Below are 21028 nucleotides of genomic sequence, written 5' to 3' on the forward strand. Positions count from 1 at the left end.
GGTAAACGGACATCGCGCTCCGTGCAGGTCCCGTGGAAGGATGGCGCAACCCACACATATCGAGGAGATGACCGCGTGCCTGGCACAAACCTGACTCGCGAAGAGGCGCAGCAGCGGGCGAAGCTGCTCACCGTTGACTCTTACGAGATCGATCTCGACCTCTCCGGCGCGCAGGAAGGCGGCACCTACCGGTCCGTGACCACGGTGCGCTTCGACGTCACGGAGAACGGCGCCGACTCCTTCATCGACCTCGTGGCACCGACCGTCCACGAGGTGACTCTCAACGGTGACACGCTCGACGCGGGCGAGGTCTTCAAGGACTCCCGTATCGCGCTGCCGGGCCTGCTGGAGGGCCGCAACGTCCTGCGGGTGGTCGCCGACTGCGCGTACACCAACACGGGCGAGGGCCTGCACCGCTTCGTCGACCCGGTCGACCAGCAGGCGTACCTCTACACCCAGTTCGAGGTCCCGGACGCGCGCCGCGTCTTCGCGTCCTTCGAGCAGCCCGACCTGAAGGCCACCTTCCAGTTCACCGTGAAGGCCCCCGAGGGCTGGACGGTGATCTCCAACTCGCCCACCCCGGAGCCCAAGGAGAACGTCTGGTCCTTCGAGCCGACGCCGCGCATCTCGACGTACATCACGGCGCTCATCGTCGGCCCGTACCACTCCGTGCACAGCGTCTACGAGAAGGACGGCCAGTCCGTCCCGCTCGGCATCTACTGCCGGCCGTCGCTGGCCGAGTACCTCGACTCGGACGCGATCTTCGAGGTGACCCGGCAGGGCTTCGACTGGTTCCAGGAGAAGTTCGACTACGCGTACCCCTTCCAGAAGTACGACCAGCTGTTCGTGCCGGAGTTCAACGCGGGCGCGATGGAGAACGCCGGTGCGGTCACCATCCGGGACCAGTACGTCTTCCGGTCGAAGGTCACCGACGCCGCGTACGAGCAGCGTGCGGCCACGATCCTGCACGAGCTGGCCCACATGTGGTTCGGCGACCTGGTCACCATGGAGTGGTGGAACGACCTCTGGCTGAACGAGTCGTTCGCCACCTACGCGGAGGCGTCCTGCCTCGCGTACGCCCCCGGATCGAAGTGGCCGAACTCCTGGACCACCTTCGCCAACTCCATGAAGACCTGGGCCTACCGGCAGGACCAGCTGCCCTCCACCCACCCGATCATGGCCGAGATCCGGGACCTGGACGACGTCCTCGTCAACTTCGACGGGATCACCTACGCCAAGGGCGCCTCCGTCCTCAAGCAGCTCGTCGCGTACGTCGGCATGGACGAGTTCTTCCGGGGTGTGCAGGCGTACTTCAAGCGCCACGCGTTCGGCAACACGCGCCTGTCCGACCTGCTGGGCGCCCTGGAGGAGACCTCCGGCCGCGACCTGAAGACCTGGTCGAGGAAGTGGCTGGAGACGGCGGGCATCAACATCCTGCGTCCCGAGATCGAGACGGACGCCGACGGCGTCATCACGTCCTTCGCGATCCGCCAGGAGGCCCCGGCGCTGCCGGCCGGCGCGAAGGGCGAGCCGACCCTGCGCCCGCACCGCATCGCGGTCGGCCTGTACGACCTCGACGGCGACAGCGGCAAGCTGCTGCGCGCCGAGCGCGTCGAGCTGGACGTGGACGGTGAACTGACCGCCGTTCCGCAGCTGGTGGGCAAGCGCCGCGCGGACGTGATCCTCCTCAACGACGACGACCTGTCGTACTCGAAGGTCCGCCTGGACGAGCAGTCCCTGGCCTTCGTCACGGAGCACCTCGGCGACTTCGAGGCGTCCCTCCCCCGGGCCCTGTGCTGGGCGTCGTCCTGGGACATGACGCGCGACGCGGAACTCGCCACCCGCGACTACCTCTCGCTGGTCCTGTCGGGCATCGGCAAGGAGTCCGACATCGGCGTCGTGCAGTCGCTGCAGCGCCAGGTGAAGCTGGCGATCGAGCTGTACGCCGCCCCGGCCGCCCGCGAGGCCCTGCTGACCCGCTGGACGGACGCCACGCTGGCCCATCTGCGGTCCGCCGAGGCGGGCAGCGACCACCAGCTGGCGTGGGCGCGGGCGTTCGCGGCGACGGCCCGTACGCCGGAGCAGCTGGACCTGCTGGAGGGCCTGCTGGAGGGCTCCCAGTCGGTCGAGGGGCTGGCCGTCGACACGGAGCTGCGCTGGGCGTTCGTACAGCGTCTGGCGGCCGTGGGCCGCTTCGACGAGACGGAGATCGCGGGCGAGTACGAGCGGGACAGGACGGCGGCCGGCGAGCGGCACGCCGCCACGGCCCGCGCCGCCCGCCCGACCCCCGAGGCCAAGGCCGAGGCCTGGGCGTCGGTCATCGACTCCGACAAGCTCCCGAACGCCCTTCAGGAAGCGGTCATCGTCGGCTTCGTCCAGACCGACCAGCGCGAACTCCTCGCCCCGTACGCGGACAGGTTCTTCGAGGTGGTCAAGGACATCTGGGACTCCCGCTCCCACGAGATCGCCCAGCAGATCGCCACCGGCCTCTACCCGACGATCCAGGTCTCCGCCGAGACCCTGGAGAAGACGGACGCCTGGCTGTCGTCGACGGAGCCGAACGCGGCCCTGCGACGCCTGATCTCGGAGTCCCGGGCGGGCGTGGAACGGGCCCTGAAGGCCCAGTCCGCGGACGTGGCGGCCGACCAGCCGTAGCCGACGCGGCCGACCCGGCCGACCGGCCGGGGCGGCCGTACGACGCCAAAGGGGCGCCCACCGTCATCGGTGGGCGCCCCTCGGCCGTGGGCAGGGGCGTCAGCCCTTGAGCTCCGCCGCCACCAGCTCCGCGATCTGCACGGCGTTCAGCGCCGCGCCCTTGCGGAGGTTGTCGTTGGAGAGGAACAGGGCGAGGCCGTGCTCGACCGTCTCGTCCTGGCGGATCCGGCCGACGTAGGACGGGTCCTGGCCGGCCGCCTGGAGCGGGGTCGGGACCTCGGTGAGGGCCACGCCGGGGGCGCCGGCCAGCAGCTCCTTGGCGCGCTCCACGCTGATCGGGCGGGCGAAGCGGGCGTTGACCTGGAGGGAGTGGCCGGAGAAGACCGGGACGCGCACACAGGTGCCGGAGACCTTCAGCTCGGGGATCTCCAGGATCTTGCGGGACTCGTGGCGGAGCTTCTGCTCCTCGTCCGTCTCGTTCAGGCCGTCGTCGACGATGGAGCCGGCCATGGGAAGGACGTTGTACGCGATCGGGGCGACGTACTTGTTCGGCTCGGGGAACTCCGCCGCCGAGCCGTCGTGGGTGAGCTTGGGCGCGTCGTCGCCGACCTTCTTGACCTGCTCGAACAGCTCGTCGACGCCGGCCAGACCCGAACCCGACACCGCCTGGTAGGTGGCGACGACCAGGGCCTGAAGGCCCGCCTCGGCGTGCAGCGGCTTCAGGACCGGCATCGCGGCCATCGTCGTGCAGTTCGGGTTGGCGATGATGCCCTTGGGGCGGTCGGCGATCGCGTGCGGGTTCACCTCGGAGACGACCAGCGGGACCTCGGGGTCACGGCGCCAGGCCGAGGAGTTGTCGATCACGACGGCGCCCTGGGAGGCGACCTTCGGCGCCAGGGCCTTGGAGGTCGAGCCGCCCGCCGAGAACAGGACGATGTCCAGTCCGCTGTAGTCGGCCGTCGTCGCGTCCTCCACGGTCACGCCGTCCAGGACCGTCCCCGCCGAGCGGGCCGAGGCGAACAGGCGCAGCTCGGTGACCGGGAAGTTCCGCTCCTTGAGGATCCTGCGCATGACCGTGCCGACCTGACCGGTGGCTCCGACGATTCCGACCCTCACGGCGACTCCTTCTACGTGAACTGCGTGGCTTGTCTGTGTCTGCTGCATGGCCGAGGCGTTTCCATCATGCGGTCAGCCTTGGTCCGCCTGTCCAATCGTTTGACCGGGATGACCGAACGGTGGAACGCGACGCACCCCGGTGGGAGCCGCGGTTCTGCGGCTCCCACCCGGGCTGAGCTGGAGATATTCGCCCCGCGGCGGCCCCGCACCGCAAGCTCGCCTGCCCGCGCGCAACCGGCCTACGCGGCGGTGTGACGTACGCCTCTGTCCCTGTCTGTGTGCAGCGGCGGGGCGTCCCGGGAAATTCCGCCGGCCGATGTCGAACGTTTTGGCCCGCCCCGGCGTCACAGTCACCACACGGCGAGGGGAGGGGTGGCTGTGCTGCGCAGAAAGGCCCGCCGCGACCAGGGGGGCGGTGCCGTCCAGGACGTACTGGACGATCCGCTGGACGCGGCCCAGGAACGTCGGGTGCGGGCGGTGCTCGCGCTGGGCGGGGTGCCGCAGGCGGACCTGCCGGACGGGGTACAGCAGGTCCGCCTGCGGCTGCTGGAGCGGGCCGCGAGCGGCCGCGAGGCACCGCGGGACGTGTCGGCGTGGGCGGCGGTCGTCGCCTCCAACCTCGCCATGGACTGGCACCGGGCCAAGAAGCGCCAGGAACGGCTCGGCGAACGCCTTGCCTCCCTGCGCCAGCCGGCCGCCCACCCCTCCGGCGAGGAGACGAGCCTGCTCTCCCTCGCCGTCGCCCGGGGCCTGGACGAACTGCCCGACGCCCAGCGTCAGGTCCTGGTCCTGCGCTTCTACGGCGATCTCCCCGTGCGCGACATAGCCGAGGAGCTGGGCATCCCGGAGGGCACGGTCAAGAGCAGGCTGCACACGGCGGTACGGGCCCTGCGCGCCCGCCTGCACGAGGACGAGGTGGTGTGACATGACCGCCGAGAACGACGGCCGCAACGGTCGCGAGGGCTACGACGGCCGTACCGGCGTCGACGCGCTGATGGCCGCGCTCACCGACGAGCCGCTCACGGCCGAGGCGCGCGCGGACGCCGCCTTCATGGCGGAGCACCGGTCGGCAGCCGCCGATGTGGTGCTGCTGCGGGAGCAGCTGGAGATCATCGGGCACGCGCTCGCCGAGCCGCCGGCACCGGCCTCCGATCCGGAACCCGACCCCGCTCCCCCTCTCGCCCCGATTCGCGTACGACAGCCCTCCCGCGCCCGGCGCCGCGTGTTCGCCGTCGCCTTCGGCGGGCTCGCCGTGGCCGCCGCCGGGTCCGTGCTGGTGGGCATGGGCTGGCTGCTGGCCCAGGGCGAGGGCGCCCAGTCCGACTCCGGTACCGCCGCCGACAAGCAGGTCTCCTCCGAGGCCGGCGGCGGCACAGCCTTCGGCAGCCCTGGCTACCTCGCCTGCTCCAGCCTGGTCGCCGAGGGGAAGGCCACCTCGGTGGAGCGGCTCCCCGGTACGACGTCCCTGCGCGTCGTCCTGCACATGACCCGCTACTACAAGCCGGACAAGGGCGGTGAGCCGGAGCTGACCTTCGTGGTCGACGAGAACCTCGTCCCGGGCCTGCGCGTGGGCGACCAGGTGCTCCTCGGTATCCCTGAGGGCGCCCGTCAGCCCGACTTCTGGGCCGTCGGCGAGCAGGACATCGCCCCCGAGCGGGCCTGGATCACCGCCTCGCTGCCCAAGTCGAACGGCCGGACCTGCGGGGGATGACGAAGAAAGGGGCGGGCGCCCGCACGGACGCCCGCCCCACTGCCGTACCGCGAAGCTACGGCGTGACCTTCTCGATCTTCACGTTGCCCAGGCCCGCGGCCGTGCCGCGCGCGTTCAGCAGCCGGACCTGGCCGAAGAACTCACGTCCCTCGGGCGCGGCCGCCGCGGCGGTGACGCTGCCCGCGACCGTGGCCGAGTCACCCGTGCCGAGCTTCACCGGGGTCGACTCGTCGACCGTGACGGTGCCGAGCGCGGCGGAGTAGAACACGTCCAGGTAGTCGTAGGCCGTCGAGCCGGCCGGCACCGAGTAGCCGACGACCTCGATGCTGTACTTGCCGGCGGCGGGCTTGGCGATCGAGACCGCCTCCTCCGAGTCGCCGTCGGCGGAGCTGCCGACCTGGGTGCCGGCCGCGTCGTAGACGACCAGGTCGAGGTCGGCGGCCGCGTCGGAGACGTTGCCGATGGAGACGTCGAGGGACGTGGCGCCCTCGGGCACGTCGACCGTGGTGGTCTGCGTGTCGCCCTCGGCGATGGCCGGACGCGCCGTCTTGGACGAGCCGAGCGGGCCGCCGGCCAGCTTGCCGTCGATCGCGGCGTACTTGTTCGTCACCTTCCAGGAGGCGGCGGCCGGGGTGCCGACCTTGGCCTCGGGGAGGGTCACGGTCTCCGGGTCGAAGGCCGCGCCCAGGACGGTGACGTCGAGCTTGTACGGGTTGTCGAGCAGCGGCGACGTACGGCGCGACTCGACCTCGATCTCCCAGACGCCGGGCTGCGGGTCGGCGTAGGCACGCACGTCCGGCTTGCAGCCGTTGCCGCCCTGGTAGTTGTTGTAGCAGTTCGGCGTGCCGGTCGGGTCGGACGGGACGCCGTACGGGTGGATGGCGATGAACCGGGTCTGGCTCTTGTCCTTCAGCCCGCCGATCGCGATCTCCAGGGACTTCGCACCCTCGGGGACGGTCACGAAGTGCGACTTGGTGCTGTTGCGCTGCACCGAACCGGCCGCCGAGTACGTGTACTTGAGCGGTGCCGAGACCACGACCGTGTTGAGGACCTGCTGGTCGATGCCCTCGGTGCGCGGGTCGTCGACCTCCAGGATCGCGCTCTTGATGCCGGCCGAGGACGGCTTCGCGGCGACCTTGACGGTGACCGGCTTGTTCAGGCCGAGGCTGATCTCGTCGGAGCCGACGATCCGGAAGGTGTCCCCGGCGTTGTTCTCGAAGTGCAGCTCGTGCCGGATCGCCTTGTCCGCGCCGGACGTACGCGTGATGGTGACGTCGTACGTCTTCTTCTGCCCGGCCTTGAGGCCGCCCTCACGGTCGTAGACGCCCGTGCCGTAGCCCGGGGTCTTCAGGAACTGGTCGATCGCGGTGTCGACCGGCGCCTTGACCGTGTACTCGTGGGCGGTGGCGCCGTCACGGATGGAGTCCCAGGCGTCCGGGATGTTGATGAGGCCGACACCCTCCTCGTACGCCTGCACACCCTTGATGTGGTCGGCGGTCGAGGTGAGGGCCGTGCGCAGCTTCGCCGGCGTCAGGGCGATGCCCTTCTGCTTGGCGGCCGACAGCAGCAGCGCGCTCGCGCCCGCCGCCTGCGGGGACGCCATCGAGGTGCCCTGGAGCATGCCGTAGCCGGCCGGGAGCGAGTAGCCGGCCTCGGCGACCGGGGCGCCCGGCAGCCAGGTCTGGATGGTGTTGATCGCGGCACCCGGCGCGGAGAGCGTCGGGGTGAAGCCACCGTCCTCACGCGGGCCGCGCGAGGAGAACGGCATCATCGCGTACTTCTTCTCCACGGCCGAGCCGTAGTTGGCGGCCCAGGTCTCCTTGGAGATGGTCGCGCCGACCGAGATGACCTTGGCGGAGAGGGCGGGGTCGCCGATGGTGTTGGCGCCCGGCCCGGAGTTGCCCGCCGAGATGACGAGCTGGACGCCGTAGGTGTCGATGAGGCGCGTGTACAGCTCGGAGCGGGCGTTGTTGCCGTCGTTCAGCGCCGGGAGACCGCCGATGGACATGTTGACGATGTCGACGCCGCGGTTGACGACGAGATCGATCATGCCCTCGGTGAGCGCGACGTTGGTGCAGCCGCCGGTCCAGGTGCAGGCACGGGACGCGACGAGCTTGGCGCCCGGCGCCGCGCCGTTCATCTTGCCGCCGAACAGGCCGTTCGCGGCGGTGATGCCGGCGACGTGGGTGCCGTGCTCGGACTCGATGACGCCGATGTTGACGAAGTCGCGCTTCTGGCCGACCCAGTCGCCGCCCAGCGGGTCCATCGGCACGTCCTTGCGGATCTGCACGACGAACGGCTGCCGCTCGGCGACGTCGGTGGCCGGGTTGTCGGTGCCGAAGTACCCGATCTGGTAGCCGTCCTTGTACGGCTTCATCGGGGTGTCGTCACCGAAGTCGTTGTTGTTGTTGAGGTCGACCCGGACGGTGCCGTTCGCGGCGTCGTACAGGACGCCCCACGAGTCGGTCTTGTCGCCGTCGCGGTTGGCGTCGCCCGCCGCGTCGCCGCCCGTGGTGTACGACTCCAGGAAGGTGCTGACCTGGTAGGAGCCGGCGGGCGCGGTCCAGGTCTTGCCGCCGTAGGTGAAGGTGGGCCCGGAGACGGAGGTCACCATCGGGCGCCAGGTGCGGTCGTTGTCGACGAGCGGGTCGGTGGCGGTGACCCAGTCGACGATCTTGCGCTCACCGGTGGTGGTCTTCTGCAGCGCGGGATGCCCGAGGTCCACACCGCTGTCGAGGATGCCGATGGTGATGCCGCGGCCGTCCGCCTTCGGGTGGTCCTTCACGAAGTCGACGGCGCCCGTCTCGAAGGACGGGTTGTACGGGTTCTCCGCCGGGGTGTTCTTGTCCGGGGCGGAGGCCGCGGTGGCGGCGGCCGTCGACTTCTTCGTGTCGACGGCGGGGTCGTCCAGGGGTATCTCCTCGCGCAGGTCGATGCCGTGCACCGAGGAGAGCTTCGTCGCGGCGGCGATGGCCGAGTCGGCCTTGCCGGTCGGGACGGTGGCCCGGACGTAGCCGAGCTTGTCGTACGTACGGCCCACAGAGCCGACCGCGTCCAGCTGCTCGGCGACCTTCTCGGTCTGACCGGGCGCGGTCGCGATCATCATCGTGACGTTCTTGTCGCCGCCGGCCTTCGCCTCGGCGAGCAGGTCGGCGTCGTCCGAACCGAGCTTGTCGTGCGCGGACTTGACGCTCGGGTCCGTCGCGGTGGGCGCGGGATCCGCGGCCATGGCCATGGGTATCGGCCCGGCCGCGGAGAGCGCGGCGACGAGACCGGCGGCCACGGCTATGCGGGCCGCGCGTCTCGGACCCGGCTTCGGTTCGCGCTGGGGGTTGAGGGTCATCGGCATCCCTTGTTGGTAAAGGAGCATTGGCCGTCCGGTATGTGATCCCGGACGACCGCACAGCCTTACGCAAGGGAAGGATGTTTGGGAAGAGTTGACCGAATCGAAATGGAGGGATGGGGGAAACCCGCTATGCAATTGGGGTGAGAGGACCGAAAGGGGCAAGTCGCCCGCAAGCTGAAAAACTGTCTGCGCCCTGCGTCCCCGGCCGTCTAACGTCCGTATGTGCGGAAGAAGTTGAGGGTGGCGGCCTACGCCATTTGCGTACGTGACGGACAGCTCCTCCTCGCGCGCTCCCCGGCGCCCGGCGGCGGCTTCGAGTGGGTGCTGCCGGGCGGCGGTATGGAGCACGGCGAGGATCCCTACGACACGGTCGTGCGGGAGGTGGAGGAGGAGACCGGCTACCTCGTCGAACCGACCGGGCTGCTCGGCATCGACTCCTCCCACCGCACGTTCCCGAGCGGCCGCTTCGGCCGGCCCGTCGACCACCACGGCGTACGGCTCGTCTACGAGGCCCGGATCACCGGTGGCGACCTGCGCTACGAGGCCAACGGCTCCACCGACATGGCGGCCTGGCATCCGATGGACGACGTGACAGCCCTGACCCGCGTCGCCATGGTCGACAAGGGGCTGTCGCTGTGGCGTGAGCGGCCCGCGGCGGGGCGGATCGGAGCCGCCGGGAAATAGCTTCCCTACCCCCGAAGATGAACACGGAGTGACCGCGTCCCGGCCGTTCGAGGAGCGGCCGTGGACGCGGAAGGTAGTCCAAGATCCACGTACGGTGATCGGCGCTGCCCGTTGCGGTCATGTTCATGCGCAGGTCATCCCCGCTGCCAACGATCCACAGTGAGCGGGAGGTTCGCTTCGGCGACCGCCCGCGACCACTGCCGACGCGTTCGCACTCGGGGAGATCGCGCCATGTCGCGCATACGCTCTGTCGCCAGCTCCGCGCTGGGGATCCACCGCCGTACCCTGCTCGCCGCCACCGGTGCGGTCACCCTCTCCGCGGGCGTCGGCTACGCCTTGCGGCCCACGGAGAGTGAGGCCGCGACCACCACCAGCACCGCGAACGCGCCGGGTGCCGGCACGGGCGACGCCGCCGCCGAGGCCCCTGTCGGTGCCTCCCGCAGGCTGCCGGCCGCGCTCGCGCCGTACACCAAGGGCACCACCGTCGCCTCGGTCGCCACCCCCACCGGCAGCTCCGGCTACCGCCGGCTCGGCGACGGTCCCGGCTGGAAGCGGGTCGTCCGCGAGAACCTGGCCGCGGCCAAGCCGGGGCGCGAGAAGCGGCGTACGGCACTCGCCGCCTTCGTCCAGCTCACCGATCTGCACCTGATCGACGCCCAGCACCCGCTCCGCCTCGAGTACCTGCGCTCGACGGACGTGCACGCCTGGCGGCCGCAGGAGGCGCTGACCGTGCCCGGCGCGGTGGCGCTGGTCGAGCGCCTCAACGCGCTGCGGGGCGCCCCCGTCACCGGCGCCCCGCTGCACTTCGCCATGACCACCGGCGACAACACGGACAACAACGCCAAGTCCGAGCTGGAGTGGTTCCTGACGGTGATGAGCGGCGGCCGCGTCACCCCGAACACGGGTGACCCGCGGCGGTACGAGGGCGTCCAGAACAGCGGCCTGAAGCTGTACTGGCAGGCCGACGACAGCGTCCGCGACGCCGACAAGCAGCTCGGCTTCCCGCACATCGAGGGCTACCTCGCCGCCGCGATCCGCGAGCTGCGCAGCCCCGGCCTGAACATCCCCTGGTACTCGACGGTCGGCAACCACGACGCGATGCCGCTCGGCACCTACGCCTCGCACGCCGACTCCTACCTCACCGACCTGGCCGTCGGCGGCAAGAAGCTGATGAGCGTGTCGGCGTCGGACGCCAAGAAGCTCCAGGACTCCCTCAAGCAGGACAAGGACCCGAGGGGCACCGTCTTCAAGGACTTCCTCAAGGCCCACGCCCGCTCGATGCGCTCGGTCACCCCGGACGAGAGCCGGGCCCCGTTCACGCCCCGGGAGTATCTGCAGGCCCACCTGAACCCGGCCCACCGCGGCCACGGCCCGGTCGGCCACGGCTACTCGGCGGCCAACCTGGACGCGGGCACCCAGTACTACAGCTTCCGTATCGCCGACGACGTCCTCGGCATCAGCCTCGACACCACCGACCCGGGCGGCCACTACGAAGGGTCCATCGGGGCGGCGCAGTTCAAGTGGCTGGACCGGACGCTGCGCGAGAACAAGGACTCGTACGCGATCGTCTTCAGCCATCACACCAGCAAGACGATGGGCAACCTGCGCCGCGACCCGGCCCGTCCGGGCGAGCGGCGGGTGGGCGGTGCCGAGGTCGTCGAGCTGCTCGCGAGCCACCGCAACGTCCTCGCCTGGGTGAACGGCCACATCCACAAGAACGTCATCACCCCGCACTCCGCCGCCGGGGGCCGCTCCTTCTGGGAGATCTCCACCGCCTCCCACGTCGACTTCCCCCAGCTCGCCCGGATCATCGAGGTGGTGGACAACAAGGACGGCACGATCTCCGTCTTCACCACCCTGATCGAGTCCTCGGCCCCGCACCGCACGAACTTCACCGACCACTCCCAGACCGGACTGGCCGCCCTCTACCGCGAGCTGTCCCTCAACGCCCCCGGTGCCAGCACCAAGCTGGCGGGGGACCGGAAGGACCGCAACACGGAGCTGGTGCTGAAGAAGGGCTGAAAGCCGCCCAACCGCTGTACAGATCCTCAACCTTCGTCCCGCACCCAGGGTCTCCCTCCCCGACCACGCTCGACGTGAGCGGGAAGCAGGGGGAACAGGACATGACCGTACGGATGACACGCGCGACCCTGGTGGCGGCGACTGCTGTGGCGTTGTCGGTGGCCCTCGCGGCCCCCGCGGCGGCCACGCCCGCCGGAGCGGGCGGCCACGACGCGACGCGCAAGGCCATTCAGGCCGCGGTCGACGCCGGTGTGCCCGGCGTGACCGCGACGGGGAAGGACGGGCACCGGACCTGGTCGGCGACGGCCGGCGTCGGCAACCTCAAGACGGGGAAGCCGCGTTCGGCCGACGACCGCTACCGGGTGGGCAGCATCACCAAGACCTTCGTCGCCACGGTGCTGCTCCAGCTGGAGGCGGAGGGCAGGCTGTCCCTGGACGACTCGGTGGAGAAGTGGCTGCCGGGCCTGGTCCGGGGCAACGGCCACGACGGCGGCCGGGTCACCCTCCGCCAGCTCCTCAACCACACCAGCGGCATCTTCAACTACACGGCCGACGACGACTTCGGCCGAACGTACTTCCTCAAGGACGGCTTCTTCGAGCACCGCTACGACACGCACAGGCCCGAGGAGCTGGTCGCCCTCGCCATGACCCACAAGCCGGACTTCGAGCCGGGTACGTCGTGGAACTACTCCAACACCAACTTCGTGCTCGCCGGAATGGTGGTCGAGAAGGTCACGGGCCGCCCGTACGGCGACGCGATCCGCGCGCGCATCATCGAGCCCCTGCACCTGACCGCCACCTCCGTCCCGGGCACCCGCGTGACGGTCCCGGGCCCGAGCAGCCGCGCCTACTCCAAGCTGGCCGAGACGGCGACCGGCCCGACCTACGACGTCACGAAGATCAACCCGTCTCTCGCCCACGCGGCCGGCGAGATGGTCTCCAGCTCCACCGACCTGGGCCGCTTCTACGCGGCCCTCCTGCGCGGCAGGCTCCTCCCGCGCGAGCAGTTGGCCGAGATGACCACCACGGTCCCCATGAGCGAGACCAACGGCTACGGGCTCGGCCTGATGAAGGCCGAGCTGACCTGCGGCGTCACGGTCTGGGGCCACGGCGGCGGCATCCACGGCTCCATCTCCGAGGCGGTCACGACCAGGGACGGCCGCAAGTCCCTGGCCTTCAACTTCAACGGCGACTGGTCGGGAGACGCGGGGGCGGTGGTCGAGGCCGAGTTCTGCGGCAAGGAGCCGGTGCGGGCCGGAAGCCGAGCGGGCGCGGACCCGGAGCGCCGAGCCGGTTCGGGCGTGAGGTTCGCGCCGCCGCGGATCGGCTGACCGGCGTTGGGGGAAAGCGGTCTCACCGAGGCGGGCTGAACCGTACATTCGGAATACAGCACTCCGAATGAGGAAAGGCCGCCCCCCAGCGATGAAACTCGACATCTTCAGCGAGATACAGAACCCCCGCCCCTGGCCCGGTGACCACGACCACCAACACCACCGTATCCAGCAGGCGATCGAGCAGGCGGTGCTCGCCGACGAGCTGGGATACGGCTGTTGGTGGCAGGTCGAGCACCACGGCGCGGAGGAGTTCAGCCTCTCCTCCGCGCCGGAGCTGCTCCTCGCCGCACTCTCCCAGCGGACCTCGCGCATACGTCTCGGCCATGCCGCCGTGCTCGCGCCGCGCGAGATCAACCACCCCATCCGGATCGCCGAACGCGCGGCGATGCTGGACCAGTTGAGCGGCGGGCGGGCGGAGATCGGACTCACCCGGTCGACCCCGCCCGAGTGGCGGCTGTTCGGGGCCGACCCGGCGACGGTGCGGGACCGGACGCGGGACGCCTTCGAGGCCGTACCGAGGATGTGGACCGGGGACACGTCGGTGAGCGGCGGAGTGCCCGTCGTGCCGGCGCCGTACCAGAGCCCGCATCCGCCGCTGTGGCAGGCGGCGTCGAGCCCGGCGTCCTTCGAGGAGGCGGGGCGGCGCGGGGTCGGGGTGCTGGGCACGACCTTGTGGGAGCCGCTGGACCGGGTGGCGAGGCTGGTCGAGCTCTACCGGGCGGCCGCCGCGGAATGCCGTGAGCCCGTCGGCGCCGCCGTCAACGACCAGGTCGCCTTCTTCACCTTCGTGCACTGCGCCGAGACCGACGAGGAGGCCGTGCGGGGCGGCGCGGCGGCCGCCGCGGCCTGGTACACGGCCCGCGCGCTCACCTTCTTCGAGGCGGCCGACGCCTTCATGGAGACCATGGAGAGGGAACGGGCCCTCATGGCCGACCCGGCCGGCGGCGGCCTCGCCGGTGAGTTCCTGCGCCGGGAGGCGACAGCGGGAGGCGGGCCCAGTGCCGCCACGCTGGTCATCGGGCGCATTCTGCAGGGCGAGACGGTCCCCGACGACGAGGTCTACAACGCCCTCGCCGAACAGGACTCCCTGATAGTCGGCAGCCCCGAGACCGTCCGCAAGAAGCTGCGCGCCTACGCCGACCTGGGCATCGACCGGCTGATGTGCTTCCAGCAGGTGGGTGCGCTGCCGCACGAGAGCGTGCTGCGGAGCATCCGGCTGGTGGGCGAGCTCATTCCGGAGTTCGACGACTGCGCCACACCCGCGCCCGGGTGGCCTGTTGCGGCAACGTGACACATCAGACAGATCTGTAACGAAAGAGAGCACAACGGATGCGGGCGGCGGCGGGTCGTATGAGGCGTGGGGCGGGAAAGCACCGGTTTCCCGGGGTGACCCGCCCGCGCAAACGACCGCTGACCAGCATGGGGGAATCATGAACGTCCGAGCACGAGGCACCCGACGCACCGCTGCCGCCGCAGCCGCCGCCGTGGCGGCCGGAGTTGCCGTCGCCCTGGCCGCAGTCCCGGCTGCCGCCGCGTCGACGTCCGACGACACACCGCGGTACCTGGACGCGAGCGAGCTGCCGCCGCACCCGACGTCGCCCTGGTACGCCGGCCCCGTCACGTCCGGGCAGCCCGACCCGCTGCCGGCGTGCGGGGGCGACCCGCTGCCGTCGATCGCCGGCCACCGTCAGTACTGGACCGAGTACGACACCAACGCGACGCAGGTGACGGTGGTGGAGCGCAGCGAGCAGCGGGCCAAGGACTTCGCGGCCCTGCTGCGCAAGGACCTCGCCGACTGCGCGGCGAAGCTGATGCGGCAGAACCCCGATGTGACCGCCACCGAGAAGTACTACGGCAGGCTGAACGTGGAGGAGGGCGCCCATGTCTACGGCATCCACACCACTTCCTCCACGGTGGGGTCCTCCGACATCGGCCTGTACTCGGTCGGTCGGGACGGGGCGACCGTGACACTCGTCAGGTGGGCGCAGATGGGCAACTTCCAGCACGCCCAGGTCGCCGACTTCAAGAAGACCACCGTCACGGCCGTCAACAAGCTCTACTGAACGGCATGAGGAGGGGCCACCGACGCCGCCCGGCCCCGGTGGCCCCTCCTCTCCCCTCCTGGTGCTGCCTCCCGGTCCGTCACTACCTCGGCAGCACCACGACATACGCGGCCGGATCGCGGTCCGCCGCGGCCATCAGCGCCGTACGGACCACCGCCGCCTGCTGCTCCATCGCGTCCCGGAGCTTCTTCGGGGTGATGTAGACGACCGTGATGCCGAGACGCTCCAGATGCTCGCGCTTGCGGGCGTACTCAGACCAGAGGGCGTCCTCGTCCTGGCGGGGCGCGCGGGTGTCGAGTTCGACGGCGACGGCCTGGTCGGGCCAGTAGGCGTCCAGTCCGCCGAGGTGGGGGCCGCCGGGCAGGCGCAGGTCCACGTTCCAGACGGGGTCGGGCAGGCCGTGCACGTGGACCATCTCGTACAGGCGGTCCTCCGCGATCGCGCGGCCCTCGGCGAGCAGGGAGTCCACCGCGTCCACCACGTGCGGTCGGGAGAGCAGCTTCGCCTGGTTCAACTCGCGTACCACCGACGCCGGTTCGCAGTGGCCGGCGCGGACGGCCTCGGTCAGCAGGCGGCGTACGGCGCCCGCGTCCGTCAGTTCGGCCACCGCGTCGGCCAGGGCGCGGGGGACCGGCGCCACCGGGAGGCCCGTCACCTGCTGGGGGGTGGGCAGCGAGGAGGTGCGCAGGACGCGGGCGCAGCCGGTGGAGCGCAGGCGTCGCATGCGGGGGACCAGGACGTCGACCGTGTCCAGGGCGGTCAGCGGCGGCGTGGCGGAGAAGCCGTGCAGGGTCAGCGCCGCGAGGCCCGTGATCACCGCGTCGGGGTAGGCGGGGGCGGCGTGTTCCTCGCCCGGGTTCGGCTGGGACGGCACCCCGGGTGACCGTTCCCGGGCCGCGTACATCAGCACCGCGTGCAGGCGCTCCTCGCTGGTCGGCGGGCCGGGGTGGAGCAGCAGGACGCCGGGGAGGATCTGCTGCCAGGGACCGCCGGGGCGGCACTGCTCGTTCATCTCGGCGGTCGCCACGCCGTGCGACTTCAGCTGGGCGGCCGTCATGACACGGCGGTGCACCTCGGAGAGGTGACGCAGGGGGCGGGGCGAGAGCGGGGGGAGCGGGGCGTTGTGGTTCATGACCCGGAGGTTCCCGCGTCCCGTCGGCCCTTTAACCGCTGTTACACGCCCGTCGACAAATACGGACAACCCGGCACTAAAGGACGGATGTTCGGATGCCGAGTAGGCACGGAAAACCCCTGGTCCGTTCGGGTTGGACCAGGGGTTACGGCTGCTATTGCCTGAATTCCGTAACGGTCACGGAGGGCCGTGATCGTTGGCCAAAGGTCTTATGCGGTTGACGCCGATCCGGATGCCGCCGCGTCACACGCCTGCCCCCGCAGCACCCGCGCCAGATCGTCCCGCGCCTCCAGCACCAGCCGCCGCAGCGCCGGCGCCGCGTCCTCGTGGGCCGTGAGCCACGTGTCCGTGGCGTCCAGCGTGGCCCGCGACTGCTGGAGCCCCGGGAACAGGCCCTGGACCACGTCCATGCCGATCTGGATCGACCGCTCCGCCCACAGCCGCTCGATCGCCGCGAAGTACTTCTCGGCGTACGGCGCGAGCAGCTCCCGCTGGGACGGCTGGGTGAGGCCGGCGATGGTCGCCTCGACCAGGGCGTTGGACAGCGCGTCGGACTCCACGACCTGCGCCCACGCCTGGGCCTTCACCGCCTCCGAGGGCCGGGCGGCGAGGCACCGGACCTGGTGACGCTTGCCGGACGCCGTGTCGTCCCGGGCCAGTTCGGCCGCCAGTGCCGACTCGTCCACCACACCGTGCGCGGCCAGCGGCTCCAGGAACGACCAGCGCAGCTCCTGGTCGACGTCCAGCCCCTCGATCTTCTCCGTGCCCTCCAGCAGCCCCCGCAGCAGCCCCAGGTCCTCCGCCCGCGACGCCACCGACGCGAGGAACCGCGCCCACGCCAACTGCTGCTCGCTGCCCGGCTCGGCCGCCCGCAGCTCCCGCAGGCCACACTCCGCCAGCAGCCGTTCGCCGGTCGTGCGCCACGCGGGCGCCGCGTAGTGGACCAGGGACGAGTCCGCCCACGAGTGCAGCACCTGGAGCACACCGATGTCGGACTCGCGGCCCGCGAACCGCAGCACCAGGTCCACGAAGTCCCGCGCCGGCAGCAGCGCGTCCCGCGTCATGTTCCACAGCGCCGACCAGCACAGGGCCCGGGCCAGCGGGTCGGTCATGTCGCCGAGACCGGCACGCAGCGTCGCCAGCGACGTCTCGTCGAAACGGGTCTTGCAGTACGTCAGGTCGTCGTCGTTGACCAGCACCAGCTCCGGGGCCTGCGCGCCCGCCAGCTCCCCCACGACCGTCCGCGGACCCTCGACGTCCACCTCGGCCTGCGCGTACCGCTCCAACGCCCCGTCCGCGCCCCGCCGGTACAGGCCCACGGCGATCCGGTGCGGGCGCAGCTCGGGGTGCGACTCGGGGGCCTCCTGCACCACCGCCAGCTCGTCGATCCGGCCCTCGGCGTCCAGCAGCACCTGCGGGGTCAGCGAGTTCACGCCGGCCGTCTGCAGCCAGGTGCGCGCCCACGCGCCCATGTCCCGGCCACTGGTCTCCTCCAGTACCGACAGCAGATCGCCGAGGCGCGTGTTGCCGTACGCGTGCCGCTTGAAGTAGCGCCGCGCGCCCTCCAGGAACGCGTCCTGCCCGGCGTACGCCACGAGCTGCTTCAGCACGGAAGCCCCCTTGGCGTAGGTGATGCCGTCGAAGTTGAGCTTCGCGTCCTCCAGGTCACGGATGTCCGCCGTGATCGGATGCGTGGAGGGCAGCTGGTCGGCGCGGTACGCCCACGCCTTGCGCCGGTTGGCGAAGGTGATCCAGCCGCCCTTGAAGCGGGTCGCCCCGACCAGCGCGAACGCGCCCATGAAGTCGGCGAAGGACTCCTTCAGCCACAGGTCGTCCCACCACTCCATGGTGACCAGGTCACCGAACCACATGTGCGCCATCTCGTGCAGGATGACGTTCGTCCGGCGCTCGTACGACGCCTGCGTCACCTTGCCGCGGAAGATGTACTCCTCCCGGAACGTCACCATCCCCGGGTTCTCCATCGCGCCGAGGTTGTACTCGGGCACGAACGCCTGGTCGTACTTCCCGAAGGGGTACGGATAGTCGAAGTGGTCGTGGAAGAAGTCCAGGCCCTGCTTGGTGACCAGGAAGACGTCGTCGGCGTCGAAGTAGGGCGCGAGACCCTTGCGGCACATCGCCCCGAGGGGGATCTCCAGCGTCGTGCCGTCGGCGAACGTGCGCGCGTACGAGTCCGTGACGTAGTGGTACGGGCCGGCCACGATGCACGTGATGTACGTCGAGATCGGCTTCGTCTCCGCGAACCGCCACACCCCGTCCGTCTGCGAGCCCGCCCCGTTGCTCCACACCGTCCAGCCCTCGGGCGCCCGCACCTCGAAGCGGAACGGCGCCTTGAGGTCCGGCTGCTCGAAGTTCGCGAAGACGCGGCGGGAGTCGGCCGGCTCGTACTGCGTGTAGAGGTAGACCTCGCCGTCCTCGGGGTCGACGAAGCGGTGCAGGCCCTCACCGGTACGGGAGTAGGCGCACTGGGCGTCGACGACGAGCTCGTTGTCGGCGGCCAGGTCCTCCAGGACGATCCGCGAGCCGTCGAACACCTCACTCGGGTCCAGATCCCTGCCGTTGAGGGAGACGGCCGTCACACTCGGCGCGATCAGGTCGGCGAAGCTGGTGGCGCCCGGCTCGGCACAGCGGAAGCGGATCGTGGTGACCGAGCGGAAGGTGCGCGGCGCCCGGCTCCCGGAGTCCCCGGCGCCCGCGTCGCCGAGCGCGGAGCGCACGTCGAGGGACACGTCGTACCCGTCGACGGCCAGCAGGGCGGCCCGCTCCCGGGCCTCGTCACGGGACAGATTCTCACCGGGCACGAGTGGCGCTCCCTCGGGTGGTGTTCAGTATGCGGACAGCGCTGATCCTGCCATGCGCTCCTGGTCCGCGGCACCGGCGCCACAGTCGTACGGCACCGGGAATGACCGGGCTGGAAGCGGCGTTCCCCAGACGTTCCGCGGACACACCCTTGCCTCATGAGGAGAGACATGTCGGAGAAGACACCCGTCGACTTCTGGTTCGACCCGCTGTGCCCCTGGGCCTGGATGACCTCGCGTTGGGTGCAAGAGGTGGAGAAGCTCCGCGACATCGAGGTCCGCTGGCACCTGATGAGCCTCGCCGTCCTCAACGAGGACAAGCTGGACGACCTTCCCGAGGAGTACCGCGAGCTGCTGGAGACCAAGGCGTGGGGCCCGGTCCGGGTCGTCATAGCGGCACAGGAGGAGCACGGCGCCGACGTCCTCGGCGACCTCTACACCGCGCTCGGCACCCGCATCCACAACAAGGAAGAGGGCCCCGGCAAGGAGACCGTCGCCGCCGCCCTGAAGGACGTCGGTCTGCCGGAGTCCCTCATGGAGCACTGGGACGGCACCCCGTACGAGCCGCAGCTGCGCGCCTCCCACAAGGAGGGCATCGACAAGGTCGGCCAGGAGGTCGGCACCCCGGTCATCGCCGTCCCCGGCGCCGACGGCGAGCAGATCGCCTTCTTCGGCCCCGTCGTCACCCCGGCCCCCAAGGGCGAGGACGCCGCGAAGCTCTGGGACGGCAGCCTCGCCGTGGCCTCCGTGCCGGGCTTCTACGAGATCAAGCGCACCCGCACCAAGGGGCCGGACTTCAGCAACCTGTAGGGCCTCGGGGTCACCCCGGTTCGGTGACGGCGGCCTGGATCCTCAGTTCCTCCGGGAGCAGGCCGCCGTCGCTCCGCTTGTGCCAGGGCTGGTACCACCGGCAGCCCTCGGCGGTGCAGCGCCACAGGTCTCCACGGTCCGCCTTGATCGCTCCCCGTTCCTCGGAGGTGAGCGGCCTGAACACCTGTGTGCGGCTGCCACCACACGTCCGACAGTGCTTGTCCCGGAAAAACATCAGCCCCTCCTAGCCATCACCGCCAGATCGGGGAAGTCGGTCACCACGGCGTCGACCCCCATCCCGTAGTACAGCGCGTACTCCGCGAACGCGTCCCCGAAATCGTTCGCTCCGCTACCGCGCCGGAACTGCGCCGGCAGGAACTGGTTCTCCGCCCGGAAGGTGTACGGCCCCACCCGCAGCCCCGCCGCGTGCGCGTCCGCGAGGACCGGCGTGCCGACCAGCGACGACTTGTCCGGCCCGATCCACTCCGCGTACCCGGCGATCCCCGCCAGCCCCGCCGGGGTCATCATGTCCTTGTACGTCGTCGGATCACCGGACGAGACCAGGTCGTACGGCCCGCCCGTGGTCCCCAGCGCCTGCCACAGCGGCACCCCCAGCCGCTCGGCCGCGATCCGCTTCAGGCTCGTCGGCTCGAAGGACTGCACGACACACTCGCGCCGGCCCAGGCGGTTGCGGCGGATCACCTCCGCCAGCTTCGGCTCCAGGGGCAGGCCCAGCCCGCGGAAGTACGTCGGGTGCTTGGTCTCCGGGAAGACGGCGACCGTCCTGCCGTACGTCTTCGAGAGCTTCCGAGCGAGGTCCACCACCTCCTGGAAGGTGAGGACCCGGTCCCGGCCGTCGAAGACCGTGTTGCGGTTGCGTACCAGCGGCAGCCGCTCCACCGCCCGCAGCGTCTTCAGCTCCGCCAGCGTGAAGTCCTCGGTGAACCAGCCGGTCACCGCCCGCCCGTCCACGGTCCTGGTGGTACGGCGGTCCGCGAACTCCGGATGCGACGCCACGTCCGTCGTCTGCGAGATCTCGTTCTCGTGCCGGACGACCAGGACGTGGTCCTTCGTCGGGACGAGGTCCGGTTCGATCCAGTCGGCGCCGGTCTGCACGGCGTACGTGTAGGAGGCCGCCGTGTGCTCGGGGCGCCAGCCGGCGGCACCGCGGTGGCCGATGACGAGCGGTCGTCCCGGGGGGTGGGAGGCGGCGGCCGCGGTGGTGGGTGCGGTGGCGGCCACGGTGGTGCCCACGGCGGCCGCGAGCAGCAGGGACCTACGTCTCGGGTGGTGCTGGTGCATGCAACTCCCCTTCCTCGTAAGGCTCTTGAGTGCACCT

15 protein-coding genes are annotated in these 21028 nt (G+C 70.8%); 9 read left to right on the plus strand and 6 right to left on the minus strand.

The window, feature by feature from the left end; genetic code table 11:
* Window positions 1-75: 75 nt before the first annotated feature.
* Complete coding sequence (gene pepN, locus ADK36_RS35120) at window positions 76-2655, plus strand: aminopeptidase N (protein WP_048585451.1); 2580 nt, start codon at window positions 76-78, stop codon at window positions 2653-2655.
* A 99-nt stretch (window positions 2656-2754) separates the two neighbouring features.
* On the opposite strand, the gene ADK36_RS35125 is transcribed toward pepN (ADK36_RS35120), so the two are convergent.
* A complete protein-coding gene (locus ADK36_RS35125) occupies window positions 2755-3771 on the minus strand; it encodes an aspartate-semialdehyde dehydrogenase (RefSeq protein ID WP_048585452.1) in 1017 nt (338 codons plus the stop codon).
* A gap of 372 nt (window positions 3772-4143) precedes the next feature.
* Here ADK36_RS35125 and ADK36_RS35130 point away from each other — a divergent pair, with 372 nt between their 5' ends.
* Window positions 4144-4695 (plus strand): RNA polymerase sigma factor, encoded by a 552-nt coding sequence (locus ADK36_RS35130; protein WP_199830315.1) that lies wholly within the window; start codon window positions 4144-4146, stop codon window positions 4693-4695.
* A gap of 1 nt (window position 4696) precedes the next feature.
* Window positions 4697-5482 carry a hypothetical protein gene (locus ADK36_RS35135; RefSeq protein ID WP_053200451.1) on the plus strand — a complete coding sequence of 262 codons (786 nt, stop codon included), beginning with the start codon at window positions 4697-4699 and terminating at the stop codon, window positions 5480-5482.
* Between the two features lie 55 nt (window positions 5483-5537).
* On the opposite strand, the gene ADK36_RS35140 is transcribed toward ADK36_RS35135, so the two are convergent.
* A complete protein-coding gene (locus ADK36_RS35140) occupies window positions 5538-8825 on the minus strand; it encodes a S8 family serine peptidase (RefSeq protein WP_048585455.1) in 3288 nt (1095 codons plus the stop codon).
* 225 nt (window positions 8826-9050) lie between these two features.
* On the opposite strand from ADK36_RS35140, the gene ADK36_RS35145 reads away from it, so the two are divergent.
* From ADK36_RS35145 to ADK36_RS35165, 5 genes are all read left to right on the plus strand, one after another.
* Entirely contained in the window at window positions 9051-9512 is a 462-nt protein-coding gene (locus ADK36_RS35145; RefSeq protein WP_199830316.1) for an NUDIX hydrolase, read from the plus strand.
* 231 nt (window positions 9513-9743) lie between these two features.
* Window positions 9744-11534, plus strand: coding sequence for a TIGR03767 family metallophosphoesterase (locus tag ADK36_RS35150; RefSeq protein WP_048585457.1), 1791 nt, complete (start codon window positions 9744-9746; stop codon window positions 11532-11534).
* A gap of 101 nt (window positions 11535-11635) precedes the next feature.
* Window positions 11636-12865, plus strand: coding sequence for a serine hydrolase domain-containing protein (locus tag ADK36_RS35155; RefSeq protein ID WP_078942778.1), 1230 nt, complete (start codon window positions 11636-11638; stop codon window positions 12863-12865).
* Between the two features lie 91 nt (window positions 12866-12956).
* Window positions 12957-14159, plus strand: coding sequence for an LLM class flavin-dependent oxidoreductase (locus tag ADK36_RS35160; RefSeq protein ID WP_048585458.1), 1203 nt, complete (start codon window positions 12957-12959; stop codon window positions 14157-14159).
* Between the two features lie 139 nt (window positions 14160-14298).
* The gene (locus tag ADK36_RS35165; protein ID WP_048585459.1) at window positions 14299-14931 is read left to right on the plus strand and encodes a hypothetical protein; all 633 of its coding nucleotides are present in this window, start codon (window positions 14299-14301) and stop codon (window positions 14929-14931) included.
* Between the two features lie 82 nt (window positions 14932-15013).
* Here the strand turns inward: ADK36_RS35165 and ADK36_RS35170 are convergent, their stop codons facing one another.
* Complete coding sequence (locus ADK36_RS35170) at window positions 15014-16063, minus strand: hypothetical protein (protein ID WP_048585460.1); 1050 nt, start codon at window positions 16061-16063, stop codon at window positions 15014-15016.
* Between the two features lie 209 nt (window positions 16064-16272).
* A complete protein-coding gene (pepN, locus tag ADK36_RS35175) occupies window positions 16273-18882 on the minus strand; it encodes an aminopeptidase N (RefSeq protein ID WP_048585461.1) in 2610 nt (869 codons plus the stop codon).
* A gap of 168 nt (window positions 18883-19050) precedes the next feature.
* On the opposite strand from pepN (ADK36_RS35175), the gene ADK36_RS35180 reads away from it, so the two are divergent.
* A complete protein-coding gene (locus ADK36_RS35180; protein WP_048585462.1) occupies window positions 19051-19689 on the plus strand; it encodes a DsbA family protein in 639 nt (212 codons plus the stop codon).
* Window positions 19690-19699: 10 nt separating this feature from the next.
* On the opposite strand, the gene ADK36_RS48340 is transcribed toward ADK36_RS35180, so the two are convergent.
* Together ADK36_RS48340 and ADK36_RS35190 are read right to left on the minus strand one after the other, a co-directional pair.
* Window positions 19700-19873 (minus strand): hypothetical protein, encoded by a 174-nt coding sequence (locus ADK36_RS48340; protein ID WP_234329997.1) that lies wholly within the window; start codon window positions 19871-19873, stop codon window positions 19700-19702.
* A gap of 50 nt (window positions 19874-19923) precedes the next feature.
* Entirely contained in the window at window positions 19924-20991 is a 1068-nt protein-coding gene (locus tag ADK36_RS35190) for a glycerophosphodiester phosphodiesterase family protein (RefSeq protein WP_048585464.1), read from the minus strand.
* Window positions 20992-21028: the final 37 nt, after the last annotated feature.

Origin of the sequence: Streptomyces viridochromogenes (assembly GCF_001270495.1) — a bacterium.
Lineage (GTDB): Bacteria > Actinomycetota > Actinomycetes > Streptomycetales > Streptomycetaceae > Streptomyces > Streptomyces viridochromogenes_A.